We start from the raw sequence: 25,981 nt of genomic DNA, 5'->3' as shown, positions 1-25,981 counted from the left end.
TCGGCCGGAACCCTGTTACCGCAAGACACCGACCGTCCGCGGCGGCGCCTTCGACAAAGGTTGGAGGAGTTATCGGAGAATAAAGGCGCCGATGGCCAGGATCAGCACGAACAGGATAGTCGCCGAGAAGAAGCCGCCCACAAAGAAGCCGAACGCCATGGCAAGAAGCACGGCGGCGCAAAATAGCGACCCATATTTGGCCAGCATCACAAAGCCGGCATAGGTGCGGTCGTGCTCGGCATAGTCCATCTTCGCGCCCAGTTCGACAGGACCGGTCGGCGTATGTTCAGCCATTGGAATACCCCTTCGAAGACATCTTTCAGGCACATAGCGAAAAGCCGCGTTAAGGGCAATGGCGCTATTGCCGCATCGCCGCAGCCAACAATCTCAAGCAAAACTTGAAATCGCTGCGCGGAGCGCGGCGATACCAATCCTAATGGATGGCAGGTCCGCTATTGCCGATGTCGTTAGCCGGCGAGATGCGGGAACAGACCGAGCAGGCCGACAACGATCAGATAAAGGGCGACGATATAATTGAGTAGCCGCGGGATCACCAGGATCAGCACGCCTGCAATCAGCGAGATAAGCGGGGTAAGGGCGAGCGTGGAAATGGTCATATCGGTTCCTTTGATCGGATCGCTATCGAAGCGGTGCGTGATGGATGTCGGCCATGCCGACCTACCAACACCCTTGCCCAGAACGCCGAAGCGATCGGAAGGCTCCATGGGCTCGTTCAGGCGGCTTCGCGAAAATACTTGGCGGTGGGCAGGATGGTCAGCGGCGCGAGTTCGCCGGCGCCGGGCTTATCGAACAACATGCGCTGCTCCATCGGCGTCGAACGGAAGAACGGAAAGCGAGCGTAGGTTTCATTCTTGATCGCCAGGACATCGGCCTGATAAAGCAGCGCAAAACAGTTGATCACGCCGGCATAGGGCCGCGCATCACCGATCGGTCGCGCCCGATAGATGCGCTTGTAGAAAGCCGCATGGTCCTCACGGATCATGGATATGCAATAAGGCGCGCCGAAATGGAAGCACGCCATGCCGGCAAGGCGCAGCGTCACATACGGGATCTGAGGGTAAAGCCGTGACCATTCGGCGTCCACGGCAAAACGGCTCGGGTCGATAAAGACTTCGCCGGCCGCCAGACGCGGCATCAACAAGTCCTTGTATACGCTGAGCGCTGGTGATGTGGCGTTATCAGCAGACACGTCATGCAGGCGCATCGTGCTGACCAGCCGCCCCTCGATGTAGATTCCAAACGTATGGCAATTGGGCAGTTCGTCAAACTCGTCATGGACCTGACGGGACGCATTCTCGGGCACCAGATCGTTCATCCGATAGGAATTGTAGCGCAGCCTGTAAATGCTTTCGAAGTCCTCGCCGCTTTCACAGCGTCGGTACTCCGTCCGGTCAAGCAGCGCATAGACATGTTGCGCGAAGCTGGACATGGTCTCGGACGCATCTTTCCCACCAGCGCCCGCCGCATGGCCGAGCGAACTCAACTGGGCACACATGAACTCTATTCCCCGCGATTGCCGCCACCAGCCGACACTACGGACGGGTCATGAGATGTAAAGATGAAAATAAGTAGGAGGTCGTTTACCGCCCGTTAAGGTTAATAATTAATAAAATTATACTAAAATACGCGGTTTTCAGCGCGAAGTCAGCGCCGCGGCGCCTTCCTTGCCGTCTGGATGTCCTTGGCGAAAGGCCAGACGGTGCTCGACATGGTCTCGATGCCGGACGCGCTGAGCGCAGATCCGAACAGAAAGCCCTGGACCAGGTCCGGCTTGACCTGCAATGCCAGGATCTTGAGCTGTTCGAAGGTCTCGACACCTTCGACAGTGACTGAAAGTCCCAGCGGTCGCGACAGGTTGACGATGCCCTTCAGCAATTCGAGCGACCGGCTGTTCTGGGTGACGTCGATCAGGAACGAGCGATCGATCTTGATCTTGTCGAGCGGCAGCTTGTGGAGATAGCTCAGGCTCGAATAGCCGGTACCGAAATCGTCGAGCGCAATGCGCACGCCGAGCCGCTTCAACTCCTCGATATATTGGCGTGTCAGCGACTTGTCGTCGAGCAGCGCCGTCTCGGTGACCTCGATCTCCAGACGTCCGGCGGAAAGACCGGATTCAGCTAGCGCGTCGCGAACCTTCTGGATGACATCACGGTTGCGGAAATCCTTGGCCGAGAGATTGACCGACACGCTGGTCTGGGCCGGCCATTTCGCGCATTCCGTGCAGGCCGCATGCAGGACGAAGGTGCTGATGTCGGAAATAATCCCCATTTCCTCCGCCAGCGGAATAAAGATACCGGGGGAAATCGGCCCGAGATCGGGATGATCCCAGCGGCACAGCGCTTCGCAACTGGCGATACGCATCGTGCTCATCGCCACGATCGGCTGATAGACCACCCGCAATTCGTTGTTTTCCACGGCGCTGCGCAGGTCCGCCTTCATCAGCTGACGGCTGCGGAAGGCAGCATCCATGGAGGCCTCGAACAGCCGCCAACCGTTCTTGCCAAGCTCCTTGGCCTTGTAGAGTGCAAGGTCGGCTTTGACGATCATGGCGTCGACGTCGGTATCCTTGACCCGCGACAGCACCGCGCCGCCGCTGGCCTGGATGCGTAATCCGTGGCCGGCGACATCGACCTCGCCCTGTAGATTGACAAAGATCTCATCAACCTGGCCGATCAGGTGGCTTTCATCCTCGATGCGCTCGAAGAAGATCATGAACTCGTCGCCGCCGAAGCGGCTGACGGTGATGCCTGGCCCAGCGACCGCGGCCAGCCGCTCAGCAACGGCGTAGATCAATCCGTCGCCGACCGGATGGCCGAGCGTGTCATTGACGCTCTTAAAATCGTCGAGGTCGAGCACCACCAGCCCGCAGAGACGCGCGGGATCCCCTGAGGCCATGGCTTCCACCACCAACTCGTGGAAGTAGCCGCGGTTGGGCAGGCCGGTGAGACTGTCGTAGCGCGCCATGAAGCGGATCTTGTCTTCCGCCTCGACCCGGGCGGTCACATCCTCGAAAGTGACGACGCCCAGTTCCTGGCTGCCTTCGCGCGCCGAAAATTCATAGTGCTGGCCGTTGGTGAGCGAGACCAGGACCTTGCGGTCGCGGCCCTCGCGCAACGCACGCGTCAGTTGGGCTTCGATGTAACGGCAATCTTTCGGCGCCAGCATGCCGCCTGCAGCGCCGCGCATCAGCAGACCGTGGATCGAGCGGCCGAGCAGCGCATCGGCCGATTTGAGCGACATCAGGTGCGCGGCTTCGGCATTGGCCACCGCAACCCGGCCGTCGGGACCAAGCATGACAAGGCCATGCGACATGGTATTGAGCGCGCGGTTGAAACGCTGCGCGATGCGGTTCGCCTTCTTTTCCTCCGACAGGGCGGTAAACAGGACTTCGCGGACGATGTCGGCGAATCGCTTGATTGCAAACAGAAAAGGGGCCGACATCAGACCGAGGATAATGTGGTAGATATCGCCGCGCAGGATAAAGCCAAGCGATATGGGCCATGTGGTGGTAATGATAAAAATCATGACCATGCGCGGCGACCCATAATTGCGGCCGGCAATCGACGTGACCGATGCAAGAGTGACGCAGACAGAGGCTATTTCGGCATAGTTGTCGTGGCTGTCATTTGCCAGATAGATACTAACGAAACAGAACGCGCCAAGCATAAAACCATGCATCGAACCGAAAATTATGTAATCATTTTCGCGATCATGGGCTTCTTCCCACGTCGTCGGGGAAGGAAGTCGCCCGTATTTCCGGATGTTGCGAAGGCGCAGAGTACCGACGATGATGAGCCCAGCAGCAACCAAAAGATACGCCAGGTCCATGGTCTTCCAATAGACCAGAATGACGAGAAGTGTCTGCGCAACAAGGCCGATCGACAGCGTGAACCCGTCGCGAAACAGTGTTTCCACGAACGGAATGTAAACGTCGACCGGAATCTCGTTTTTTCGTCTCAGATGCACGCCTGGATCCCAACCCTGGGGAACCCAGCAGTGTCACATTGGCCTTAAGAAAGGTTTAGAGCGGCGTTTCGAGCCCTGCCGTCATCCATTGGTGACGCTGCGGAAGCAGGGAAACTACAGTTCAGGTAAACAAGGGGTATCAGAGCGCGGAATCATTCGGCGGCTTGAAGTTGCGGCCGCAGCGGCGCCCTCGAGAGGCGGTCGAGTAGACGCTGGCGTTCGCCGGCGGCTTTTTCGGCACTGGCCTGCTTGACGCGGCCAAAGCCGCGGATGAGCGCCGGTACCGAAACAAGCGCGGCAGCGGCCTCGATCTTGCCCGGCGTCAGCGCGCCGGCGACAAGCTCCAGGTCGGCTTCATAGAGGGCAAGAAGCTGCCGCTCCATACGCCTCTCGGCGCTGTAGCCGAACAGGTCGAAAGCGGTGCCGCGCAGGCCCTTCATCGCCGCCAGCAGGCGGAACCCGTTCATCATCCACGGGCCAAAGCTCGATTTCTTCGGCTTCCCGTCACTGCCGCGCCTGCCCATGATCGGCGGTGCGAGATGGAATTCGAGCTTGCCGTAGCTCTGGAACTGCTTTGCGAGCTCCGCGGCAAAGGAGCCGTCCGTATAAAGCCGCGCCACCTCGTATTCGTCCTTGATCGCCATCAGCTTGAACAGGTTCTTTGCGGCAGCCTCGGTCACCACGGTCGACCCGGGCACAGCATCGGTTTCGGCCTTGCGCAGCGCCGCCAGTCTGTCGGCATAGCGTTTGCCATAGGCGGCGTTCTGATAGGCGGTCAGGAAGGTGACGCGGCGGGCAATGATGTCGTCCAGCGTCTCGGCAATGGCGGCAGGCTGCGTGGCCTTGCCCGGCTGGGCGAGAAGGCCACGCACGAAATCCGGCTGGTGGGCGGCGCGGCGGCCCCAGCGAAATGCCGCGACATTCATCGCCACCGCCTCGCCGTTGAGTTCGATCGCCTTCTCGACCGCCTCCGCCGACAGCGGCAGGCCGCCATGCTGGAAGGCGAAGCCGAGCATGAACATGTTGGCGCCAAGCGAGCTGCCGAACAGCGCGGTGGCGGTGCGGGTGGCGTCGAAGAAATGCGCCTTGTCGTCGCCTGCGGCCGTTCTTATCGCTTTCTTCAGCCGCTCGACGGGCAGCGAGAAATCGGCCGAACGGGCGAACTCGCCCGGCATGATCTCGGCGGTGTTGGCGAGGAAGATGGTATGGCCTTCGCGCACCGCGGCCAGCACCTTCTTGGCACCCGAAACGACGAGATCGCAGCCAAGCACGAGGTCGGCCTTGCCGGCCGATACCCGAATGGCGTGGATGTCGTCCGGCGTGCGGGCGATGCGGACATGGGTGAACACGGAGCCGCCCTTCTGGGCGAGGCCGGCCATGTCGATCATGCCGCAGCCCTTGCCTTCCAGGTGCGCGGCCATGCCTAGCACCGCGCCTATGGTGACGACGCCGGTGCCGCCGACACCGTCGATGATCGCCGCCCAGCCTTGTTCACCGAGCGTAAATTGCGCCGGCGCCGGCACCCCCGCGAGCGGGTCGGCCGCGCCGGCTATGCCTTCGGCTTTCCTGATTTTGGCGCCGTGGACGGTGACGAAGGACGGGCAGAAACCGTTGACGCAAGAGAAGTCCTTGTTGCAGCTCGACTGGTCGATCTTGCGCTTGCGGCCGAATTCGGTCTCGACCGGCTGGATCGAGACGCAATTCGACTGCACGCCGCAATCGCCGCAGCCTTCGCAGACCAGCTCGTTGATGAAGATACGCTTGTCGGGATCGGGGAAGGTGCCGCGCTTGCGCCGACGGCGCTTCTCGGCAGCGCAAGTCTGGTCGTAGAGCAGCACCGAGACGCCTTTGACCGAACGCAACTCGCGCTGGATGAGATCGAGGTCGTCGCGGTGATGGATAGTGGCGCCGGCGGGAAATTCCACCTTGCCGGTATATTTGTCCGGCTCGTCGGTGACGATGGCGATGCGCTGGACGCCCTCGGCGCGCACCTGCCTGGCGATCATGTCCACCGTCAGGCCGCCCTCGTGCGGCTGCCCGCCGGTCATCGCGACGGCGTCATTGTAGAGGATCTTATAGGTGATGTTGGCGTCGGTCGACAGCGCGAAGCGGATCGCCAGCACGCCCGAATGGTTGTAGGTGCCATCGCCCAGGTTCTGGAAGATGTGCTCGCGCTTCGAGAACGGCGCCTGGCCGACCCACTGCGCGCCCTCGCCGCCCATGGCGGTGAAGCCTACGGTATTGCGGTCCATCCATAACGCCATGAAATGACAGCCGATTCCGGCGGCGGCGAGCGAGCCGTCCGGCACCTTGGTCGAGGAATTGTGTGGGCAGCCGGAGCAGAAGAACGGCGTGCGCGAGGCGATGTCTGACGTGTCGGCCAGCATCGCCTGGAACTGGCGCAATTTCGCCACCCGCGCGGCGATTTCCTCTGACGGGCCGATCGTTCGCAAAATCCTCTCGCCGAGCGCGATGGCAATGTCGTTGGGGTCGAGCGCGCCCTTGGCCGGGAACAGCCAGTCGCCGCGCTCGTCCTTCTTGCCGACGATGACCGGCTGCGTCGCGGTGCCGTAAAGGTTCTCGCGCAGTTGCACCTCGATCAGCGAGCGTTTCTCCTCGACGACGACGATGGTATCGAGGCCGCGAGCAAAGTCGGCGACGTGCTGCAGGTCGAGCGGCCACGGGCAGCCGACCTTGAACAGCCTGATGCCGATACGATTGGCGGCCGCTTCGTCGATGCCGATATCCTCCAGCGCCTGGCGAACGTCGAGATAACTCTTGCCGATGGTGACGATGCCAAGCCTGGCGCTGCTGCCGCCCGAATAGACGATCCGGTTCAGCCCATTGGCGTGGATGAAGGCGGAAGCTGCGGCGCGCTTGTATTCATGCAACCGCTCCTCCTGGCCGAGCATGTCGATCTCGTTACGGATGTTGAGGCCGCCGGGCGGCATGTCGAAGTCCGGGACGACGATATCTAGCCGGTCGAGCGCGGCATCGACCGAGGCCGTCGATTCGATGTTGTCCTTGACGCATTTGATCGCCGCCCAGGTGCCGGCAAAACGCGACATGGCAAAGCCGTAGAGGCCGTAGTCGATGATCTCCTGGACGCCGGCCGGATTGAGGATCGGCACCATGGTGTCGACGAACAGGAACTCGGTGGCATGCGCGTTGGTCGAGGATTCGGCCATGTGGTCGTCACCCATCAGGGCTAACACGCCGCCATGTTTCGACGACCCGGCGAGATTGGCGTGGCGGAACACGTCGCCGGAGCGGTCGACGCCCGGACCCTTGCCGTACCAGACCGAAAAAACGCCGTCATGGGTACCCTCGCCCAGCAATTCCGCCTGCTGCGAGCCCCAGCACGCGGTGGCGGCGAGCTCCTCGTTGAGACCGGGCTGGAAGACGATGTCCGACTGCGCGAGCTGGTTTCTGGCCTTCCACAGCTGCATGTCGAGGCCGCCGAGCGGCGAGCCACGATAGCCGGAGACGAAACCGGCGGTGTTCAGGCCAGCCCGGCGGTCGCGCTCGCGCTGCATCAGAAGCATGCGGATGACTGCCTGGGCGCCCGACAGGAAGATGCGCTCCTTTGCCAGGTCGAACTTGTCGTCGAGCGCGACGTTGTGCAGCGTCATCAGGCGTTTCCTGTGCGGAGACCGTGCCAGGAGGTGCACGGCCAACGTCGGAGTCGAGTGCCTACAGTCTTTCTTCCCTTGCCGGGGAGGTCAAACGAAATCGAAGGTGCCAGGCGGTCCGCAACAAACGATCGGTGCGCGGCCGTGTGGCGCCACGAAACGCCTGTCGGGGAGGATGGCCGAGCACGAAAACTCCGGCGGCGGTCGGTGCCGCTGGTGACGCATCATGCAGCCTTTGGGCAACTGGGCTTCGGTTCACCGGGCAGCTTGCCGTCGACATGGCCGGCCAAGTCCTTGTTGAGCTCGTAGACTGGCCCGACCACCAGGGGCCGGTCGGGCAGGACCGACTGGTCGAGCGAGGACGTCAGAGTGGTCTCGAAACTCTGCAGCAACTGGCCGCTGGAATCCTCGATGCGGATCGACACCGCATAGGGCTTGTCCTTGACAACGCAGGTGAGCGGCGGGCTGGTGAGCGTCACATGCGGCAGCTTCGGCCATATTTTCTGGGTGACGATGATCGGATCACCACCGGCCGGGTTCTGGAAGGAGACCACGGCGACCTGCCCCTCACCCACCGGCCGCAGCGGATTGAGGGTGATGACGTAGGTGGCGATACCCAGCCGGTAGTTGAACTCGAACAGCTTCCCGGAAATGGCGAACAGCTGGTCCTTGCCGGAATCACGGCAGGCGCCGAGCGCGGTCGCCGCGAATAACGCCGCGACGACGATCATCGCGCGCGAATATTTCTTAGGCATTGGTGACCTCCCTGGCCGCGGTCCGGCGGCGATAGTATCGGTTTGCCTTCTGGCGGTTGCCGCACACCGCCATATCGCACCAGAGGCGGCTGGAATTGCGGCTTTTGTCGACAAACAGCCAGCTGCAGTTCGGACATATCCTCAGCCTGGCGATGGTGTCGCTGCGCAGCAGCGACAGCGCCGAGACCGCAAGCGCCGCCTCGAAGGCGATCGGCGTTGCCGGATCGCCGAACGGTTTTCCGGGCATGCCGATTTCGGTGTGGCCATGGGCGAGGCCATCGGCGCAGGCTTCCAGGAATTCAGGCATGTCGGCGGTGTCGATCGCACCTTTCGATACCGCGCCGCGAAACAGCCGATCGGTCGTCTCGCGAATCGACAGCACCACCGGTGCGATCTTTTCAGGCGCCGGCGCTACGAGCCGCCTGCCGCCGAGCTCGGCGGCGCGAAAGCCACTCGCGGCTTCGGCAAAGCGGGCGATCTCGGCCGGATCGTCGAAACGGTCGAAAGTTTCCTCCGGATCGTTCCGCAAAACGACGGTGTTCGCCGTGTCGAGCGCCAGCATACCACCGGTGAAGCGGTGCGGAGTCCAGGATACTGTCATATCGCGAATCTGACCGATAAATCGCGTTTGACAAGTTAGATTCCGGGTGCAACGCTCGTCAGTGAGGCGATCGCCGTATCGAGAATGTCGTCGTCTCAAGCCCCGCCCTGATTGTGGGGCATGCATCGAGGGTCTTGCATGCTCTATTTCTTCCAGCAGGTTCTGAACGGGCTGCATTCGGGCGCGCTCTACGCATTGCTTGCCTTCGGCTACGTGCTGACCAACGGCATCCTGCACCGCACCAATCTTGCCTATGGCGCGCTGTTCGCCTTTTGCGGGCATACGATGATCCTCACCGCGGCGTTCGGCTATCAGGCGCTGTGGTTGACGCTGTTTGCATCGGTCGCGCTCGGCGTAGTGGCGGCATTCCTTTATGCGGCGCTGCTCAGCCATGTCCTGTCGCGAAGCATCTTCGAACCGCTGGCCGCCCGCTCGCCCAACGCCATCGTGGTGACCACGCTCGGCATATTGCTGGTCTTGTCGGAAGCCAGCCGCATCGCCGCCGATACCCATGACCTATGGTTGCCGCCAATGCTGGCCCAGACCATCGTCTTCGCGCAGAATGCCAGCTTCAAGGCGACGTTGACACTGATTCAGTTGCTCGATTGCGCCGCCGTCCTGGCGGCTATTTCGCTGGCTGCGTGGGGGTTCACACATTCCAGCTTCGGCCGAAGCTGGCGTGCCGTATCCGACGATCCAAACGCGACGGACAGGGAACCGGCGCGCTCCGACACAAGGGAGGAATGCATGGCAGGGCTTCTCGCTCTTTCCAGAGCCATTGACCGTTTGAACGAATTCATCGGCAAATGGGTTTCGTGGCTGATCCTGCTGGCGATCCTGGTAAGCGCCGCCAACGCCGTGATCCGCAAGGTGTTCGACATGTCCTCGAACGCCTGGCTGGAATTGCAATGGTATCTGTTCGGCGCCGCCTTCATGCTGGCCGCCGCCTACACTCTGAAACAGAACGACCATATCCGCATCGATATCGTCTACGGCATGTTCTCGCGCCGTGTGCAGCACTGGATAGACCTTTTCGGTCACGTCTTCTTCCTGATGCCGTTCGTGACGTTGATGGTCGTCTATTTCGTTCCCTATGTGTCGCTGTCGTATCGCAGCGGCGAGATGTCGAACAATTCCGGCGGGCTGATCATCTGGCCGGCGAAGGCGATTCTGCTGGCCGGCTTTTTTCTACTCGCGCTGCAGGGCATTTCCGAGATCATCAAAAAGATCGCCATCATGCGCGGTCAGATGGACGATCCCACTCCGTTCATATCGGTGCATGAGCAGGCCGAGCTAGAAGCCAAGGCGCTCGTGGAAGAGGTGCGCTCGTGATCGAGTTCATCGCCCAGAACATGGCGCCGATCATGTTTGCCTCGCTGGTCGTCTTCCTGCTGATCGGCTACCCCGTCGCCTTCTCGCTCGCCGCCAACGGCCTGATGTTCTTCTTCATCGGCGTGCTGCTGTCGCCCTATTCGGGCGGCTCCATCAATCTCGCCTGGCCGTTGCTGCACGCGTTGCCGGATAATTTCTATGGCAGCCGGGTGATGTCGAACGATACGCTGCTGGCGATCCCGTTCTTCACCTTCATGGGCATCGTGCTCGAACGATCCGGCATGGCCGAAGACCTGCTCGACACCATCGGCCAGCTGTTCGGACCGGTCCGTGGTGGCCTTGCCTATGCCGTGATTTTCGTCGGCGCGCTGCTTGCCGCGACGACCGGCGTGGTGGCGGCCTCCGTCATTGCCATGGGTCTGATTTCGCTGCCGATCATGCTGCGCTACGGCTACGACCGGCGGCTGGCATCCGGCGTCATTGCCGCGTCCGGGACCCTCGCCCAGATCATCCCGCCGTCGCTGGTGCTGATCGTCCTGGCCGACCAGCTCGGCCGCTCGGTCGGCGATATGTACAAGGGAGCGCTGATCCCCGGGCTCATTTTGACCGGCATCTACATGCTCTACATCCTGCTCATGTCGATCTTCCGGCCGAAGTCGATGCCGGCCCTGCCGCTGGAGGCCCGCACGCTCGGCCACGGCGTGCTGTCGCTGCTGGCGGCGGTGCTGGCGGCGGTGGTGGTTTCCTATGCGGCGTATCGCTACCTTGCGCCGAACCATGGCGGCGACGCCGATATCCTCGGCGCCACTATTGGCGTCATCTTCATCTATGTCGTGGCGATCGTCGACCAGCGCCTGAAGATCAACCTGATGTCGAGGCTGGCGCAGCAGGTGATCATCGTCCTGATCCCGCCGCTGGCGCTGATCTTCCTGGTGCTGGGCACCATCTTCCTCGGCATCGCCACGCCGACGGAAGGCGGCGCCATGGGCGCCGTCGGCGCGCTGGCAATGGCCGCGATGAAGGGGCGGCTGTCGCTCGACGTGGTCAAGCAGGCGCTGGCCTCGACGACCAGGCTGTCGTCCTTCGTTCTGTTCATCCTGATCGGCGCGCGGGTGTTCTCGCTGACCTTTTACGGGGTCAATGGCCACATCTGGGTCGAGCACCTGTTGACCTCGCTGCCGGGCGGTGAAGTCGGTTTCCTGATTGGCGTCAACATCCTCGTCTTCGTGCTCGCCTTCTTCCTCGACTTTTTCGAGCTTGCCTTCATCATCGTGCCGCTTTTGGCGCCGGCGGCCGACAAGCTCGGCATCGACCTGATCTGGTTCGGCGTGCTTTTAGGCGTCAACATGCAGACCTCCTTCATGCATCCGCCCTTCGGCTTCGCGCTGTTTTATCTGCGCTCGGTCGCCGCGCGCGTGCCCTATCTCGACCGGCTCACCGGCAAGCAGATCGCGCCGGTCACCACAGGGCAGATCTATTGGGGCGCAGTGCCCTTCGTCTGTATCCAGGTAATCATGATCGGCCTGACCATCGCCTTCCCGCAGATGGTGATGCACTACAAAGGCACCGTCGTCGATCCGGGCACCATCAACTACCAGGTGCCGGAAACGCCTGGCATCGGCTTGTCGCCGCTTGGCACGCCGCCGGCCAACGGCGGCACTGCCCCGGCCTCACCTTCCACACCGGATTTGTCGCAGCCGCCGAGCTTCGACGAAAAGCCGCCCGCGAAGCCGGCGGCACCGGCAATCGATCTGTCGCAACCCCCGAGTTTCAACTGAGGCGAGTTTCAACTGAGGAAGGCCCTGCAGCCATGAAGGCGGTTCGGTTGGAGCGGGTGGGCGGCCTCGCCGTGTGCGAGGTCGAGAAACCGACCGCCGGGCCGAGCGATCTGCTGGTACGGATCGAGGCGTGCGGCGTCTGCGGCACCGACAGACATCTTTTCCATGGTGAATTCCCGTGCACGCCGCCCGTGACGCTCGGGCATGAATTCTCCGGCATCGTCGAGGCGATCGGACCTGCGGTATCCGGCTTTTCGGTCGGCGACCGCGTCACCGGCGATCCCAATATTGCCTGCGGGCGCTGCGCGCATTGTCAAGCGGGCCGAGTCAATCTCTGCAGCAATCTGCGTGCCATCGGCATCCATCGCGACGGCGGCTTTGCCGAATATCTTGCCTTGCCGCAGAAACAGGCCTTCGCCTTGCCAGCCGATCTGAAGCCTACGCATGGTGCTTTCTGCGAGCCGCTCGGCTGCTGCCTGCATGGCGTGGACCTTGCCGCGATCAAACCAGGCTCGTCGGTCGCGGTGCTCGGCGGCGGCGTGATCGGCCTGCTCACCGTTCAGCTGGCAAAGCTCGCCGGTGCGACGACCATCATCCTGTCGACGCGTCAGGCCTCGCGGCGGGCTCTTGCCGAGCGACTTGGCGCAACGGCGACGGTCGATCCCAGCGCCTTCGATGTCACCGATGCGATCGTCGGCCGGTCGGGTTTGATGCCGGGCGGCGTCGACGTGGTGTTCGAATGCGCAGGCGTGAAAGACACTGTTGAGCAGGCGATGCGGCTGGCCAAAGCGGGCGGCACAATTGTCGTCGTCGGCGTTATGCCGCAAGGCATGAAAGCGGCGTTCGAACCGTTCGACCTGCTGTTCCGCGAGTTGAAGGTCCTGGGCTCCTTCCTCAATCCCTTTACCCATCGCCGGGCCGCCGATCTTATCGCTTCGGGGGCTATCGAGGTAGACCGGCTGATATCGCGGCAGGTCACGCTTGAAGAGTCAGCTGCAGTGATCGCCAATCCGCCTGCGCCAGGCGAAGTCAAGGTTCTGGTGGTGCCCGGCTGATCGCAAACGGAATGCGCTGCGGCGCCAGCGTCCCGAAGGAACGCCGGCGCCGCAGAGCAGCAAGGTTCAGAGCTTGCTGTTGCGCTGCTGGACCATCATGAAGGTGTCGTAGTTGTACTCGGCCACCTGCGCCCAGAGATAATGCTCCTTGCGGAACGCCTTGATCGAGTCCCAGATGTTCTTGAACGGCGCGTTCGAGGCTTCCATCTCGGCATAGACCTCGTTGGCCTTTTCGAAGCAGGCGGCCATGATCTCCTGGCTGAACGGACTCAACTTGGCGCCGCCGGCAACCAGCCGCTTCACCGCCGCCGGGTTGAGGTAGTCGTATTTCTGCAGCATGTTGGCATCGGCCGCTTGGGCGGCAGTGTGCACCAGCGACTTGTAAGCCGGCGAAAGTTCGTCGTATTTCGCCTTGTTGAACATCAGATGGACGGTCGGTCCACCTTCCCACCAGCCGGGATAGTAGTAATAGGGCGCAACCTTGTAGAAGCCGAGCTTCTCGTCATCATAAGGGCCAACCCATTCGGCGGCATCGATCGTGCCCTTTTCCAGCGCCGGATAAATGTCGCCACCGGCGATCTGCTGCGGAACCACGCCGAGCCTTTGCACCACTTTGCCGGCAAAACCGCCGATGCGCATCTTGAGGCCGGAAAGGTCGGCAACCGTTTTGATCTCCTTGCGAAACCAGCCGCCCATCTGCACGCCGGTATTGCCCCCCGGCAGCCCGAACAGACCCTGCGTCGCCAGGAACTCGTTGAACAGATCGATGCCCCCGCCATGATAGTGCCAGGCGTTGATGCCGCGCGCGTTGAGCGAAAACGGAACCGCCGCTCCCAGCGCCCAGGTCGGGTCCTTGCCCCAGTAATAGTATGCCACAGTATGGCAGGCCTCGACCGTGCCGGCTGTGGTGGCATCGGCGGCCTGCAGGCCGGGAACGAGTTCGCCGGAGGCGAAGACCTGGACCTGGAAGTTGCCGTCGGTCGCCTCCGAAAGCATCTTGGAAAACACTTCGGCACCGCCGTAGATCGTATCGAGCGACTTCGGGAAGGACGACGCCAGCCGCCAGGTTACTTTCGGATTGGACTGGGCGATGGCCGGCGCAGCAAGTGTCGCGGCAGCGGCCGCAGCGCCGAAACCCGTGGTGCCGGCCTTGCGGATGAACGAACGACGATCCATGAAGTTCCTCCCGTTTGGATCAACTGACCGACGTTCGGGACGCTTCGGCGCCCGCATCGGCTTCGAGCCGACAATACACAGGCAAGGAGTCGAGTCCAGCGCGGCAGCCCGGTTTGAGTGGCGCATTTCGGAGAAATTCACGGCGTTGGGCCAGATCTTGCAACTATAGTCTAACGTCGATTAACTGGCCTACGCGACACGCCGAAACTTGCCATGGAAATGCGCCTTCGGATCGCCTATTTTGCAGGCAGATAATTCGTTGCACCCGATGGGATCCGGACCAAATGCACCAGCCGCTCGTCGCCATATCGACCGACGTCCGCCAGTTCGACAATTACACCTGGCATGCCGCGCCGCAGCAATATCTTGAAGCGGCGCTTTCAGGGGCAGGCGTGTTCCCGCTGCTGGTACCGTCCTTCGGCGACCGGCTCGACTTCGATGAACTGCTTTCCGCCGTCGACGGCGTCATGGTCACCGGTTCGAAGTCCAACGTTCATCCCTCGCTCTACGGCGGTGACGCCAGTGAAGCCAATGGTCCCTACGACCCCGCCCGCGACGCCACCACGCTGCCGCTGATCCGCAGGGCGGTGGAGCGCGGAGTACCGCTGCTCGCGATCTGCCGCGGCATCCAGGAGATGAATGTGGCGCTGGGTGGCACGCTGGCCACTGAAATCCAGGAACGCGCCGGTTCGCTCGATCATCGTGCGCCTGCAAGCGACAATCAGGACGAACGCTTCGCCATCCGCCAGAGCGTGTCGATAAAACCCGGCAGCTGCCTGGCCGGGGTCTTCGGCGCCGGCGACATCATGGTCAATTCGGTGCATCGCCAGGCTGTCGACCGGCTTGGCCCAAAGCTGCAGGTCGAAGCGGTCGCCGCCGACGGCACTGTCGAGGCGGTCTCGGTGCGCGATGCACGGGCTTTCGCCGTCGGCGTCCAGTGGCATCCCGAATACTGGGTCAAATCGGACAGCATCTCGGTAAAGATATTTCGCGCTTTCGGTGACGCCGTGCGGCTGCATCAGGCGGCGAAATCGGGTGCGCGCGCTGCGGCAGAATAGGGCTCGTCAGTTGCCGGCCGACGCCAGGGTCAGCAGCGGCAGCACCGGCGCGTAGGATTCGTAACCGTCGCCATCGGCGACCGAGAACATGACGATCGGATCGTTGCCGTTGGCGCTGAATGTGACCGTGCCGTCATCCTGCTCTCGCCAGAACTTCGCCTGCTCGACACCGGGCAACACCCGGCGGCAATTCGCGGCGACCGTCAACAGCGACAGGCCTTGCGAAATCTCGGCGCCACGGGTGACCGCACAAGACGCCTCGTCACCATGGGCTACCAGCCTGTAGGTGCTGGACGAAGGTGCTGGCTCACTGGCTGCGCGGCTTTGACCGCTACCGGCGTAAAACAGCTGGGCGCTGCCTAACAGCGCAGCAATCGCCATCAATGCGGGAAGCGTTTTCATCCTGTTTCTCCGCGCATTTCAAGCGCGCCGTGTTCGATGTCATCAGGAGGAGGCGCGCTTCATCTTGCTGCCATGTGCTGTCAAGGGGACATACACTAGCCAAGGAGGCAGAATGATTCCGAAGGGTTAAGCTGAAGTTAACAATAGGGCGGTCACGGCCTCGCCTTGACGTTTGCCGTCTCCGGCACCGGCGTCAGCGCCTTGCGCTGCGAAAACCACGAGACCAGATTGTCGACGCACAGGTCCGCCATGGCGCGGCGGGTGTGCTGCGAGGCCGAGCCGACATGAGGCAAAAGCGAGGTGTTGGGCGCGGCAAGCAACGCCGCAGGCACGTTCGGCTCGTCGGCAAAAACGTCTAGCCCGGCAGCGGCGATGCTGCCGCCGGCAAGTGCGGCGGCAAGAGCTGGTTCGTCGACCGTGCTGCCCCGGCCGATATTGACGAAGACGCCGTTCGGCCCCAGAGCCGAGAGGATTTCGGCATTGACGGCCTTGTCCGTCGAGGCCGCACCGGGCGCCACCGAGATCAGCGTGTCGACCGCCTCGGCGAGACCTTTCAGCGTCGGGTGATAGTCATAGGGCAGGCCTTCGACGCGGCGCCGGTTGTGATAGGCGATGGGCAGTCCGAAAGCATCGAGCCGGCGGGCAATGGCGAGGCCGATGCGGCCCATGCCGAAGATGCCGACATGGCGACCGCGCAAAGTCAGCCGGCTCAGCGGATAGTTGCCGTTGCGCAGCCAATTTCCATCGCGCAGCCAGGCCTCGGCGCGCGGCAGTTCGCGGATGGTATTGATCAACAGGCCGAGCGCCGTATCGGCGACCTCTTCGGTCAGCACATCCGGTGTGTTGGTGACCATGATGCCGCGCCGTGCGGCGTGGTGGACATCGACCGAATCATAGCCGACGCCGAAATTGGCGATAATCTCGAGCTTTGGCAGCGCGTCCATCAACGCGGCGCTTATGCCGCCAAAGGCGGCTATGCCGCGCACGGTAAGGCGCATCTCGTCGGTGACCAGCGACGGATCGGCGCGTTCGATCCGGACGCGGCTGAACGCCCCGTCGATGCGGCCGACCGCATGGTCGTTGAACTGGCCCGGCACCAGAATGGTAACAGCTTGCTGGTCGGTTTTTGTCATGCACGTTCCACCGGTTTGCCGGTCGACTGGCGCACATGCAGTTCCGGCTTGATCAGTTCCTGCGACGGCCGCACCGTCTGTCCGTTGAGTTTGTCGAGCAGCGCGCTGGCAGCGCGGCGGCCAACCTCACGCTGGCCGTTCCAGACCGTGGTTAGCGCCGGCGTCGCGATCGCCGCCTCCTCGAGGTCGTCATAGCCCGTGACCGAAATGTCGATGCCCGGCACCAGACCAGCGCGGGCAATGCCGTTCATCAGGCCGATGGCTACGAGGTCGTTCCAGCAGCAGGCCGCGGTCGGCCTGTCCTTTAGCGCCAGGAACTGCCCGGCAGCCTCGAAGCCGGCCTGCTTGGTGCGCGGGCCCGCGATACGCCAGGACGGCCTGACCTCAAGCCCCGCCGCCTCCATGGCGTTGACATATCCCTGATAGCGGTCGCGGCCGGTCGACGTCTGATCGGTACCGCCGATCATTGCGATGCGCTTGTGGCCAAGCGAGATCAGATGGTTGGTGGCAAGCCCGGTGCCATAGGCATCGTCGCCGCGAAACACCGGCACGTCGGCACCTTCGACGGTGCGTGCAATCAGCACTGCCGGGAGACCGTTCTCCTCGGCCATGATTATGTCTTCGGGCGGCGTGCCGATGGCCGGCGACATGATGACCCCGTCAGCGCCGAGCTGCAGAAGCGTGTCGATGAAAGTGCGTTGTTTCTCGAGCTGGTCGTAGTGGTTCGACAGGATGAAGGTTTGCCGGCTGCGGTCGAGCTCGCTCTCTATCGAACGCAATATCTCGGCAAAGAACGGGTTCATGATGTCGTGGACGACGACGCCGACTATGCCCGAGCGCGAGGTGCGCAGGCTGGCGGCGCGGCGGTTGTAGATATAGCCGATGGCGCGGGCATGTTCCTTGATGCGGTCGCGGGTGCCGCCGGCGACCAGCGGGCTGTCGCGCAAGGCCAGCGAGACCGTGGCCGTGGACACGCCGAGCGCATCCGCGATGGTCGAAAGCTTGATCTTCTGTGCCAGCGCCCTGGGCTCCCGAAGCAATTTAAACTGTTTAAAGGCCGGCTCTTATGCCATCGATTCCGAGCAAATCAAAGTTTTTTTGCCAGCGCTTCCGCCTCCGCGTCCAGCGTTGCGCGGTTGCGCAAACGAAGCCGGTGCTCACGGTGAACGATGTAGAGGCCGCTGGCGACGATGACTGTGGCACCGACCAGCGTCCAGCGATCGGGAAACTGGTTGAAGACGATCAGGCCGGAGATGATCATCCAGATCATCTGCGAATAGGGATAGGGAGCCAGGGCCGTGGTGGTGGCAAGGCGATAAGCCTGCACAAGAAGCCAATGACCGATGGCGCCGAAGACGCCAAGCATCAGCAATATGAACCAGTGCCAGCCATCCTGCGGCAGCGAAGGCGAAAACGGCAGTGTCGGCAAAAGCAGCACGGCCGGCGCCAGCGCCGAAAACAGGATGAGGCTTTCCGAGGTTTCCGTAGCCGACATGCGGCGCGTCATGATGACGTAGAAACTGTTCGACAGCATCGAGCCGAGCGCAAAGAGATGGCCGACGCCAAAAACGCCGACGCCCGGCCGGGTGATGACGAGGACGCCGACAAAGCCGCTCATGATCGCCAGCCAGCGCCGCCAGCCGGCCCATTCGCCGAGCAACGGACCGGCAAGCGCGGTGATCACCATCGGGCCGAAGAAGTAGATCGAGGTGGTTTCCGCCAGTTGCAGCGTCCGCAGCGCCAGAATGTTGAACATCGTCGATCCGAACAGGAGCAGACCGCGCGTGATGTGCGCCGGCAGGTTGGCGGGACGAAAGCGCAGCGGCTCACGCCATCCGCGCAGAAAAACGCCGACGATCAGCACATGGACCGCGAAGCGGGTCCACGCGACGATCAGCGCCGAGACGCCGGCCAGGACAAGGTACTTGCTGCTGGTGTCGAGGAAGGTGAAAAACACATAGACGGAAAGCATGCACAGGATCGCCGCCGGCGATGTCGCGCTTTCGTCATGTCTTGGGGAAGCATTCAATTTCAGGCCGGACGGGAAGCAAGGCAGTCCTTCACCCATGCGGGAATTGTCGCCCGCGGGCAAGCCAAAAGAGGCTGGCACAACGACAGGCTCACGTTTTGTTGCTGGTGGCCGGCGAGTCAGGCGTGCATGCGGGCGCCCTTGGTGATCTTGTCGACGAGTTTCTTTTCGGCGCGAAGCGCAATGCCGACCACCTTGGCATCCTCCGGCGCAAATTCGGCAAAGACGGCACGGTTGGCCAGATCATAACCAGTCGAAAACATTTCCTCGACATAGAGCGATACCGTCACACCACGCTCCAGCGCCCGCCGCTGGATCGCGCCGAGTGTCTGGCCGTCCGCCGAAAGCACGATGACCGGCTGGATCGACAGCGGGTTGTAGATGTTGCCGGCGCGATCACGGTAGGGGTCGCCGATAATGTCGGGAAATTGCGCGACGATGCCGCTGGTCAGAAAGGCGGTGACATTGAGCTTTTGCCAGACGGGAAGATCATCCTTGAGCACGATTGCAAATTTCGTATCGAACATGCGACAGTTTCCAATCCGAAGGGGCCAATCCGAGGCTGCGAGAAAAGCGATGCCGCACGGTCTAGACGGGGAAGCCTTTCAGGGTCTTGGACGTTTGTGCGTGGATGCAGCCGAAAACTGCATCGTACCGGCACCCCGTGCTGCCGGCATGGAACGCATCGAGGCCCGGTTCCACGGCAACGCCTTCGATCTCCATCGCCACGACACCTATGCGATCGGGGTGACGCTTTATGGCGTGCAGCGCTTCCGCTATCGCGGCCAAATGCATCTGAGCCTGCCTGGCCAGATCATTATCCTTCATCCCGACGAACTGCACGATGGCGGTGCCGGCACCGAAGACGGCTTGCGATACAGAATGCTCTATTTGGAGCCGTCCCTGATGCTCGATTGTCTCGGCGGCGGATCACTGCCGTTCGTCAGGAATGCCGTTGTGACAGACCGCGATCTGCTTTCGGCGCTCGGGCCGCTGGATCAGCAACTGGACGAGCTGTTTGTCGTCGATTTCATGACGCAGCTTATGCAAAGCCTGGCCCGGCACGCCGGTCAGCCGGCGAAACCGGTAGCGAAAACGGCGTGGCGCGCCGCCAGCCTGGCGCGCGACTATCTGGAGGAAAATGTCGCGCGGATTGTACGTTCAGACGAATTGGAGGCGATAACCGGGTTGGACCGTTATGCCCTGTCGCGGCATTTTCGCGCGACCTTCTCGACCAGCCCGCACCGGTTCCTGTTGATGCGCCGGCTTCAGCGAGCCCGTCGGATGATCGAAGCCGACGAGCCGCTGGCGCAAATCGCCATCGCCGCCGGCTTCAGTGATCAAAGCCATTTCAATCGGCATTTCAAGAAGGCGTTCGGCGTCACACCGGGACGTTGGTCGGCACTGACGCGGCGGCCGTCAGCGGCGAACGCGTGAGCTATTCAAGCATCTTTTCTTCTATATCCAGGTCGTCATCCGGGAGCACCATTTCGCCGTTCGACAGGTTCGCCTCGACGCGGGCAAGCAGCTTGAACAGCGCTTTCTGATCCTTCTTGTCGAGACCCTTCAATGCCTGCTTTTCGGTCTTCTTCACCGATTTCTCGATGGCGTGGATGATTTCGCGGCCGGTGTCGGTGAGGAAAATATGCGCCTGGCGGGCATCGGCGGAGGAGGCGCGCTTTTCCAGAAAACCCTGTGCCTGCAGCCGGTTGATGGTCTTGGTGATGGTCGGCGGACGCACGCCGAGGCGGCCGGCAAGGTTGCCGGGCGTCTGCCCGTCCTCGCGGTCGAGCGCCAGCATGATCTGGTCCTGGCCGGCATAGAAACCATGCGCCAGAAGCCGGGCGGCGAGCGCCGTGCGCGCCAGCCGCGCCGCCGAATGCAGCCGGCTCATTGTTGCAGTCTTGTCCGCCTTGGCCATGCTCATCCCTCCTCGGCCGAACCGGAGCGGACAGCATAGAAGCAGGCCGCCGGTTGGCAATGACCATCGAAAACATTCCGGCTCGGAAAATAGCTTTGCCGGCAAGCATCGCGGTGTTCGCCGTGGCTAATGCCAGATGTTTATTTCAGTTAGATGACAAACGACTTTCTGGAAGGGCTGGATGGGACATGACGAGGCGTTCTCAACCGGCCTTCACCGCGACCACCATCAAGGCCTGAAAGGCGTCCGCCATTTCCCGCAGCGCTGCCTGCGACAGCAGCCCGGCCTGCCGCGCAATGCCGTCCCGCGCGTTCGATGTATCGCGTTTGCCCGGGCGATCTTTATAGGGCGCGACGGTGGCGAATATCTGCTCGCTGAGGCTGTCGGGGAAGAACATCTGGCCGGTCATTACCGAGCGGTCGTCAGGGAAAATCTTGAAATGGATGTGGGTGGTGCGGCCGCGATACCAGCCGGGATAGATGGTGGCGAAAGAAGCGATGCCGCTTTCATCGGTTCTCTGCCAGCCCCGCAGAAAACTCTGGCCGGACGTGTCGATATCCTGCCCGTCGCCCTGTCCGGGATAACCAGAATAGGCGCCCTGGGCGTCGCAATGCCAGATGTCGACGCGTGCGCCGGGAAGCGGCCGGCAGGCGGCGTCGACGATTTGCAGCCGCACATTGAGGGCGATGCCCTTCTTGCCCTCGGTGATATCGGCGCGTTCGAGCTTCGGGTCGAAATAGAACGGCCCTTCGGCGACCTCGGGCGTGATGGCGCAGACGCCGGCACCTGCTTCGAACAAAGCAAGCCCGGCATAGGGCGAAACCTTCCCGGCCCTTGCACCGGCGGGCAGGAATATGCCGCCAGCGGTAACCGCAACGAGACGGAGCGCCTGCCGACGGCTTAGTGGCAAGGACTTGTCGGACATCTGGCGTCTCTTCAATGCGAACAGCCCTCGTGAATGACCCTTTGCCTGTCTAAGCCCACCGCCAACCCGCGCCAATGAAAGTTCGGCAATGTGAGGAAAGTTCGGCAATACCAGCCTCTCTTTGGTCCACCGGTTTGGCTCGTGCAAAAGCCGAGCACACATCCTATATGGAGCCGACAATCCCTATTCGAGGCACAATATGAGCGACGCACAGACGCAGATCCCCGTAACCGTCCTCACCGGCTATCTTGGCGCCGGCAAGACGACACTGCTCAACCGCATCCTTTCGGAAAACCATGGCAAGCGCTACGCGGTCATCGTCAATGAATTCGGCGAGATCGGCATCGACAACGAGCTAATCGTGGAATCCGACGAGGAAATCTACGAGATGAACAACGGCTGCATCTGCTGCACCGTGCGCGGCGACCTGATCCGCGTCGTCGAAGGCCTGATGCGCAGACCCGGCCGCTTCGACGCCATCGTCGTCGAGACCACAGGCCTCGCCGATCCCGTGCCGGTAGCGCAAACCTTCTTCATGGACGACGATGTGCGTTCCAAGACCAGGCTCGATGCGGTGGTGGCGCTGGTCGACGCCAAGCACTTGCCGCTGCGCCTCAAGGATTCCCGCGAGGCCGAGGACCAGATCGCCTTTGCCGACGTCGTCGTGCTCAACAAGACCGATCTCGTCACCCCCGAAGAGCTGAGCAAGGTTGAGGCAACGATCCGCGCCATCAACCCGGCGGCACGCATCCATCGCACCACGCGCGCCAGCGTGGCGCTGTCCGAGGTGCTGGATCGCGGTGCGTTCGACCTGTCCCGAGCGCTGGAGAACGATCCGCACTTCCTCGAGGCTCATGACGATCACGACCATCATGATCATGATCATGACCACCACCACCATGATCACGACGGCCATGATCACCACGATCATGACGGCCATCATCATGCGCACCCTTCCGACATCCATGACGTGACCATGCAGTCGGTGTCGCTGCGCGGTGGCGAGATGGACCCGAAAAAGTTCTTCCCGTGGATCGAGAAGGTCACCCAGATGGAAGGCCCGAACATCCTGCGGCTGAAAGGGATCATCGCGCTGAAAGGCGATGACGAGCGCTATGTCATCCAGGGCGTGCACATGATCATCGAGGGCGACCACCAGCGCGCCTGGAAGGACGGCGAGAAACACGAGAGCCGGCTGGTGTTCATCGGACGCGAACTCGATGCCGAGCGGCTGAAGACAAGCTTCGAGGCCTGCCAGGCCGCTTGATTTAGCTGCCTTCTTCCTTTCCCCCTTGTGGGAGGAGGGGCAGCCGCAACGCTGGCGCTCTCTACTCACGACGATCCGAAGCACGGGTTGAGACGGGCAGCTCAACCCCTTAAGGGTGAGGTAGCAGAAACCTCGGACGGAACTATCTCTCATGCCCACAGTCGCCCCGCTCGATCTCGAAGGCCACTGCCTCGCCGCCGTGTTCCTCGGCGACGTGCCGCACTTTGCGCTGGCTGACGGCACAATCCATCGGCTCGACCACGGCCACAAGACGGTGCAGGCCAATGACGGGATGCTCGCCGCCTTCCATGATGCGGCGAACGACCGGCTGATCACCGGTGGTGAGGACGGCAGGATCTTTGGCGTGACCGCTGGCGGCAATACCGCGGAATTGGCGACCGCAGGCAAAAAATGGATCACCAGCGTCGCCGCCGGGCCGCAAGGCGCTGTTGCCTATGCTTCGGGCAAGATTGTCTATGTGCGCTTTGCCGACGGCAAAACCAGGGAATTCTCGCATCCGCGCTCGGTCGAGGGGCTGGCCTTCTCGCCCAAGGGCATGCGCTTCGGCGTTGCCCGCTACAATGGCGCGACGCTGCATTTCCCGGCCGCCGACGGCAAGCCGGTCGAACTCGAATGGGCCGGTGCCCACACCGGCATCACCTTCTCGCCGGACGGCGGCTTCGTCGTCACCACCATGCAGGAAAACGCGCTGCATGGCTGGAAGCTCGCCGACGGCAAGCACATGCGGATGTCCGGCTACCCCGGCAAGGTCAAAAGCCTGTCGTGGAGCGCCAAGGGCAAATGGCTGGCGAGTTCCGGCGCGCCGGCGGCGATCGTCTGGCCGTTTTCGGGCAAGGACGGGCCAATGGGCAAGGCGCCGCTGGAACTCGGCACGCGCGGCAATGCGATGGTCACCTCCGTCGCCTGTCACCCGAGCCAGGACGTCGTTGCTGTCGGCTATGATGACGGCATGGTGATGGCGGTGCGCTTCGCGGACGCCAGGGAAGTGCTGTTGCGCCGGCCGGGCAAGGGCGCCGTCACCTCGATGATGTGGGACAGGCAAGAGCGCCGCGTCGCCTTTGGCAGCGCCGCGGGTGACTGCGGCGTCATCGATATTTCGGCGTAGCCTGTTACTTACTCGGCTCCGCAAGATACTTTGCCGGTCAATTCATCCGGTTTGCCGTCCTTTTCGGCATCAGCCGTAACATCATAGATTGAGAGCAAATAGCGGCCGTCATAGACGCCTTCGTCGCTGGCCTTGGTCAGGATCGCCAGTTCGACATAGCCGTAGGCGTTCTCGACCTGCCGTTCGTGGTAGACGAGCAGCCGCAGTTCCTTGTTGTCGAGCCAATATTGCGTGAGGTTCTGATCCCCGAACACCGTCTTGCGCAGACTGTCGGCAGCCGGCCTGCCCAGAATTTCGAGCTCGCCGCTAAAATTGAAGGTCGGCCCGCCCATGCCTCTGGTGACCCCGGCACCGACCTGAAATTTGACGGCTGCATCCTCGGCGGAACACCAGATGCCGCCCGACCCCAGAGCCGCACCAACCGACGACAGCAGCGTTGCTGCGCAGACGATCGCCCGCACCATCTTGTCCCCTCCGGCCGAAGTACCATTGGCGCCCGAAGGCGGCTCGCGGTCAAGCGCCTGTTTCCATTTAAATGACCGCTGACCCAACACAGGGCAGCCGCCCGGCCAATTGCGGTGGCGGATGCCGATTGTCTAAACTGCGACTGAGAGGGGCCGCCATGAACGTCATCGACCATGCAAGGACTTCCATCGGCGGCATCGGCCCGGCCCGGATCGCCGAGTTGTACGAGACCGAGGCAGAAGTCTTCCGCCAGGCGCGGCCGAAATCGATGGCCATAATCGGCAATGGCTTGCCCGGCTTCTTCGGCGGCGTGCCGATGCACTGGATGAACGACTGGCCGACGCCTTTCCCGATTCTGGTCGACAGCGCCAGGGGCGCCACGATCACCGACATCGACGGCAACCGACTGGACGATTTCTGTCTTGGCGACACCGGCTCGATGTTCGGCCATTCGCCGCCGCCGGTCGCCCGCGCCATCCGCCGGCAGGCCGGACGCGGCCTGACCTATATGCTGCCCAGCGAAGACGCACTGGCCATCGGACCGCTGCTGCAACAGCGCTTCGGCCTGCCTTTCTGGCAGATCGCAACGACGGCGACCGACGCCAACCGCTTTGCGCTGCGGATTGCCCGCGCCGTCACCGGCCGCGAGAAGATCCTGGTCTTCAACGGCTGCTATCACGGCTCGGTCGACGAGACTATGGTGCGGCTGGTCGACGGCAGACCGGTCAACCGGCCGGGATTGGCCGGCGAGTTCCGCGACCTGACGCGGGCAGCCGATGTCGTCGAGTTCAACGATCTGCCGGCGCTCGACGCGGCACTCCGGGGCAACGATGTCGCCTGCGTCATCACCGAGCCGGTGCTGACCAACTCCTGCATGGTGCTGCCCGAAGCCGGCTTTCATGATGGGTTGCGGCGTCTTACTCGTGCGACCGGCACGCTGCTGCTAACCGACGAGACGCATACCATCTCGACCGATCCCGGCGGCTATACGAGAAAATTCGGGCTGGAGCCTGATCTGTTCGTGCTCGGCAAGCCGATCGCCGGCGGCGTGCCGGCCAGTGTGTGGGGGATGAGCGAGGACGTCGCGACCCGCTATGCCGCCTATAACAGGGTGAAGGAACCGGGCTATTCAGGCATGGGGACGACACTGTCGGGCAATCCGCTGCAATTCGCGGCGATGCGCGCCACATTGGAAGAGGTGATGACCGACGAGGCCTACGGCCATATGGATCATCTTTGAGCGGCCCGAGACATAGGTGACGATTTGTACCGGACACATAGGTAACACTTTTCGGTTTTTGCCGGGAGGTGTTGATGCCGTGGAGAGAGTGTTCGGTGA

General features: G+C 62.3%; 23 protein-coding genes and 2 pseudogenes. 9 read left to right on the top strand and 16 right to left on the bottom strand.

Features of this window, described 5'->3' with window-relative positions; all coding sequences use genetic code 11:
* Positions 1-69: 69 nt before the first annotated feature.
* The 7 genes from NKJ13_RS28325 to NKJ13_RS28295 all read right to left on the bottom strand — a co-directional run bounded on the left by NKJ13_RS28325 (position 70) and on the right by NKJ13_RS28295 (position 8,975).
* A complete protein-coding gene (locus NKJ13_RS28325) occupies positions 70-294 on the bottom strand; it encodes an aa3-type cytochrome c oxidase subunit IV (protein WP_254816044.1) in 225 nt (74 codons plus the stop codon).
* A 173-nt stretch (positions 295-467) separates the two neighbouring features.
* Positions 468-617, bottom strand: coding sequence for a DUF3096 domain-containing protein (locus NKJ13_RS28320; RefSeq protein ID WP_352480107.1), 150 nt, complete (start codon positions 615-617; stop codon positions 468-470).
* A gap of 116 nt (positions 618-733) precedes the next feature.
* A complete protein-coding gene (locus NKJ13_RS28315; protein ID WP_352480090.1) occupies positions 734-1,516 on the bottom strand; it encodes an N-acyl amino acid synthase FeeM domain-containing protein in 783 nt (260 codons plus the stop codon).
* A gap of 149 nt (positions 1,517-1,665) precedes the next feature.
* The gene (locus NKJ13_RS28310; RefSeq protein ID WP_352505881.1) at positions 1,666-3,987 is read right to left on the bottom strand and encodes a putative bifunctional diguanylate cyclase/phosphodiesterase; all 2,322 of its coding nucleotides are present in this window, start codon (positions 3,985-3,987) and stop codon (positions 1,666-1,668) included.
* Between the two features lie 152 nt (positions 3,988-4,139).
* Positions 4,140-7,619, bottom strand: a complete 3,480-nt coding sequence (locus NKJ13_RS28305; RefSeq protein ID WP_352740499.1) for an indolepyruvate ferredoxin oxidoreductase family protein — start codon at positions 7,617-7,619, stop codon at positions 4,140-4,142.
* A gap of 224 nt (positions 7,620-7,843) precedes the next feature.
* Complete coding sequence (locus NKJ13_RS28300) at positions 7,844-8,374, bottom strand: hypothetical protein (protein ID WP_352700888.1); 531 nt, start codon at positions 8,372-8,374, stop codon at positions 7,844-7,846.
* Complete coding sequence (locus tag NKJ13_RS28295) at positions 8,367-8,975, bottom strand: CGNR zinc finger domain-containing protein (protein WP_254816039.1); 609 nt, start codon at positions 8,973-8,975, stop codon at positions 8,367-8,369. Before NKJ13_RS28295 ends, NKJ13_RS28300 begins: the two co-directional genes overlap by 8 nt.
* A gap of 138 nt (positions 8,976-9,113) precedes the next feature.
* On the opposite strand from NKJ13_RS28295, the pseudogene NKJ13_RS28290 reads away from it, so the two are divergent.
* The 4 genes and pseudogenes from NKJ13_RS28290 to NKJ13_RS28275 form a co-directional block, all read left to right on the top strand.
* A pseudogene (locus NKJ13_RS28290) lies at positions 9,114-9,680 on the top strand (ABC transporter permease subunit); the annotation flags it as partial.
* Between the two features lie 42 nt (positions 9,681-9,722).
* Entirely contained in the window at positions 9,723-10,307 is a 585-nt protein-coding gene (locus tag NKJ13_RS28285) for a TRAP transporter small permease subunit (protein WP_352700890.1), read from the top strand.
* Entirely contained in the window at positions 10,307-12,085 is a 1,779-nt protein-coding gene (locus NKJ13_RS28280) for a TRAP transporter large permease (RefSeq protein ID WP_352506052.1), read from the top strand. The genes NKJ13_RS28285 and NKJ13_RS28280 overlap by 1 nt, the downstream gene beginning before the upstream one ends.
* A gap of 32 nt (positions 12,086-12,117) precedes the next feature.
* Positions 12,118-13,140 (top strand): zinc-dependent alcohol dehydrogenase family protein, encoded by a 1,023-nt coding sequence (locus NKJ13_RS28275; RefSeq protein ID WP_352740496.1) that lies wholly within the window; start codon positions 12,118-12,120, stop codon positions 13,138-13,140.
* A gap of 66 nt (positions 13,141-13,206) precedes the next feature.
* Here the strand turns inward: NKJ13_RS28275 and NKJ13_RS28270 are convergent, their stop codons facing one another.
* Positions 13,207-14,316, bottom strand: coding sequence for a TRAP transporter substrate-binding protein (locus NKJ13_RS28270; protein WP_352740494.1), 1,110 nt, complete (start codon positions 14,314-14,316; stop codon positions 13,207-13,209).
* 284 nt (positions 14,317-14,600) lie between these two features.
* On the opposite strand from NKJ13_RS28270, the gene NKJ13_RS28265 reads away from it, so the two are divergent.
* A complete protein-coding gene (locus NKJ13_RS28265) occupies positions 14,601-15,374 on the top strand; it encodes a gamma-glutamyl-gamma-aminobutyrate hydrolase family protein (RefSeq protein WP_352480083.1) in 774 nt (257 codons plus the stop codon).
* 6 nt (positions 15,375-15,380) lie between these two features.
* On the opposite strand, the gene NKJ13_RS28260 is transcribed toward NKJ13_RS28265, so the two are convergent.
* The 5 genes from NKJ13_RS28260 to NKJ13_RS28240 all read right to left on the bottom strand — a co-directional run bounded on the left by NKJ13_RS28260 (position 15,381) and on the right by NKJ13_RS28240 (position 19,465).
* Positions 15,381-15,776 (bottom strand): hypothetical protein, encoded by a 396-nt coding sequence (locus NKJ13_RS28260; protein ID WP_352740492.1) that lies wholly within the window; start codon positions 15,774-15,776, stop codon positions 15,381-15,383.
* A gap of 152 nt (positions 15,777-15,928) precedes the next feature.
* Entirely contained in the window at positions 15,929-16,909 is a 981-nt protein-coding gene (locus NKJ13_RS28255; RefSeq protein WP_352740490.1) for a 2-hydroxyacid dehydrogenase, read from the bottom strand.
* Positions 16,906-17,928, bottom strand: a complete 1,023-nt coding sequence (locus NKJ13_RS28250; RefSeq protein ID WP_023676245.1) for a LacI family DNA-binding transcriptional regulator — start codon at positions 17,926-17,928, stop codon at positions 16,906-16,908. The genes NKJ13_RS28255 and NKJ13_RS28250 overlap by 4 nt, the downstream gene beginning before the upstream one ends.
* 68 nt (positions 17,929-17,996) lie before the next feature.
* Positions 17,997-18,881 (bottom strand): DMT family transporter, encoded by an 885-nt coding sequence (locus NKJ13_RS28245; RefSeq protein ID WP_352740488.1) that lies wholly within the window; start codon positions 18,879-18,881, stop codon positions 17,997-17,999.
* 176 nt (positions 18,882-19,057) lie between these two features.
* Complete coding sequence (locus NKJ13_RS28240) at positions 19,058-19,465, bottom strand: DUF2000 family protein (protein ID WP_254816031.1); 408 nt, start codon at positions 19,463-19,465, stop codon at positions 19,058-19,060.
* A 49-nt stretch (positions 19,466-19,514) separates the two neighbouring features.
* Here NKJ13_RS28240 and NKJ13_RS28235 point away from each other — a divergent pair, with 49 nt between their 5' ends.
* Positions 19,515-20,375: an AraC family transcriptional regulator gene (locus NKJ13_RS28235; RefSeq protein WP_352740486.1), complete on the top strand. Its 861-nt coding sequence runs from the start codon at positions 19,515-19,517 to the stop codon at positions 20,373-20,375.
* A gap of 1 nt (position 20,376) precedes the next feature.
* On the opposite strand, the gene NKJ13_RS28230 is transcribed toward NKJ13_RS28235, so the two are convergent.
* Together NKJ13_RS28230 and NKJ13_RS28225 are read right to left on the bottom strand one after the other, a co-directional pair.
* Positions 20,377-20,859 carry a MarR family winged helix-turn-helix transcriptional regulator gene (locus tag NKJ13_RS28230; protein WP_352686618.1) on the bottom strand — a complete coding sequence of 161 codons (483 nt, stop codon included), beginning with the start codon at positions 20,857-20,859 and terminating at the stop codon, positions 20,377-20,379.
* A gap of 202 nt (positions 20,860-21,061) precedes the next feature.
* Positions 21,062-21,784, bottom strand: a complete 723-nt coding sequence (locus tag NKJ13_RS28225; RefSeq protein WP_352686615.1) for an intradiol ring-cleavage dioxygenase — start codon at positions 21,782-21,784, stop codon at positions 21,062-21,064.
* Positions 21,785-21,983: 199 nt separating this feature from the next.
* Between NKJ13_RS28225 and NKJ13_RS28220 the strand changes: the two genes are divergently transcribed.
* Both NKJ13_RS28220 and NKJ13_RS28215 read left to right on the top strand, forming a co-directional pair.
* Complete coding sequence (locus tag NKJ13_RS28220; protein WP_352740484.1) at positions 21,984-23,051, top strand: CobW family GTP-binding protein; 1,068 nt, start codon at positions 21,984-21,986, stop codon at positions 23,049-23,051.
* A gap of 151 nt (positions 23,052-23,202) precedes the next feature.
* On the top strand, positions 23,203-24,177 hold the full coding sequence (locus NKJ13_RS28215; RefSeq protein WP_352740482.1) for a WD40 repeat domain-containing protein: 975 nt from the start codon (positions 23,203-23,205) through the stop codon (positions 24,175-24,177).
* An 8-nt stretch (positions 24,178-24,185) separates the two neighbouring features.
* Here NKJ13_RS28215 and NKJ13_RS28210 read toward each other — a convergent pair whose 3' ends face one another.
* On the bottom strand, positions 24,186-24,641 hold the full coding sequence (locus tag NKJ13_RS28210) for a hypothetical protein (protein ID WP_352505894.1): 456 nt from the start codon (positions 24,639-24,641) through the stop codon (positions 24,186-24,188).
* A gap of 158 nt (positions 24,642-24,799) precedes the next feature.
* On the opposite strand from NKJ13_RS28210, the pseudogene NKJ13_RS28205 reads away from it, so the two are divergent.
* A pseudogene (locus tag NKJ13_RS28205) lies at positions 24,800-25,879 on the top strand (transaminase); the annotation flags it as partial.
* Positions 25,880-25,981 lie beyond the last annotated feature (102 nt).

This window comes from Mesorhizobium sp. M0174 (genome assembly GCF_040322275.1).
GTDB lineage: Bacteria > Pseudomonadota > Alphaproteobacteria > Rhizobiales > Rhizobiaceae > Mesorhizobium.
Note: the sequence above shows the minus strand (reverse complement) of the source record. Positions and strands in the feature narration are given on the sequence as shown.

Coding starts and splice junctions, on each gene's coding strand:
- NKJ13_RS28325 (WP_254816044.1), bottom strand. CDS start 294: ATGGCTGAACATACGCCGACCGGTCCTGTCGAACTGGGCGCGAAGATG.
- NKJ13_RS28320 (WP_352480107.1), bottom strand. CDS start 617: ATGACCATTTCCACGCTCGCCCTTACCCCGCTTATCTCGCTGATTGCA.
- NKJ13_RS28315 (WP_352480090.1), bottom strand. CDS start 1,516: ATGTGTGCCCAGTTGAGTTCGCTCGGCCATGCGGCGGGCGCTGGTGGG.
- NKJ13_RS28305 (WP_352740499.1), bottom strand. CDS start 7,619: ATGACGCTGCACAACGTCGCGCTCGACGACAAGTTCGACCTGGCAAAG.
- NKJ13_RS28300 (WP_352700888.1), bottom strand. CDS start 8,374: ATGCCTAAGAAATATTCGCGCGCGATGATCGTCGTCGCGGCGTTATTC.
- NKJ13_RS28295 (WP_254816039.1), bottom strand. CDS start 8,975: ATGACAGTATCCTGGACTCCGCACCGCTTCACCGGTGGTATGCTGGCG.
- NKJ13_RS28285 (WP_352700890.1), top strand. CDS start 9,723: ATGGCAGGGCTTCTCGCTCTTTCCAGAGCCATTGACCGTTTGAACGAA.
- NKJ13_RS28275 (WP_352740496.1), top strand. CDS start 12,118: ATGAAGGCGGTTCGGTTGGAGCGGGTGGGCGGCCTCGCCGTGTGCGAG.
- NKJ13_RS28270 (WP_352740494.1), bottom strand. CDS start 14,316: ATGGATCGTCGTTCGTTCATCCGCAAGGCCGGCACCACGGGTTTCGGC.
- NKJ13_RS28265 (WP_352480083.1), top strand. CDS start 14,601: ATGCACCAGCCGCTCGTCGCCATATCGACCGACGTCCGCCAGTTCGAC.
- NKJ13_RS28260 (WP_352740492.1), bottom strand. CDS start 15,776: ATGAAAACGCTTCCCGCATTGATGGCGATTGCTGCGCTGTTAGGCAGC.
- NKJ13_RS28255 (WP_352740490.1), bottom strand. CDS start 16,909: ATGACAAAAACCGACCAGCAAGCTGTTACCATTCTGGTGCCGGGCCAG.
- NKJ13_RS28245 (WP_352740488.1), bottom strand. CDS start 18,881: ATGCTTTCCGTCTATGTGTTTTTCACCTTCCTCGACACCAGCAGCAAG.
- NKJ13_RS28240 (WP_254816031.1), bottom strand. CDS start 19,465: ATGTTCGATACGAAATTTGCAATCGTGCTCAAGGATGATCTTCCCGTC.
- NKJ13_RS28235 (WP_352740486.1), top strand. CDS start 19,515: ATGCCGCACGGTCTAGACGGGGAAGCCTTTCAGGGTCTTGGACGTTTG.
- NKJ13_RS28230 (WP_352686618.1), bottom strand. CDS start 20,859: ATGGCCAAGGCGGACAAGACTGCAACAATGAGCCGGCTGCATTCGGCG.
- NKJ13_RS28225 (WP_352686615.1), bottom strand. CDS start 21,784: ATGTCCGACAAGTCCTTGCCACTAAGCCGTCGGCAGGCGCTCCGTCTC.
- NKJ13_RS28220 (WP_352740484.1), top strand. CDS start 21,984: ATGAGCGACGCACAGACGCAGATCCCCGTAACCGTCCTCACCGGCTAT.
- NKJ13_RS28215 (WP_352740482.1), top strand. CDS start 23,203: ATGCCCACAGTCGCCCCGCTCGATCTCGAAGGCCACTGCCTCGCCGCC.
- NKJ13_RS28210 (WP_352505894.1), bottom strand. CDS start 24,641: ATGGTGCGGGCGATCGTCTGCGCAGCAACGCTGCTGTCGTCGGTTGGT.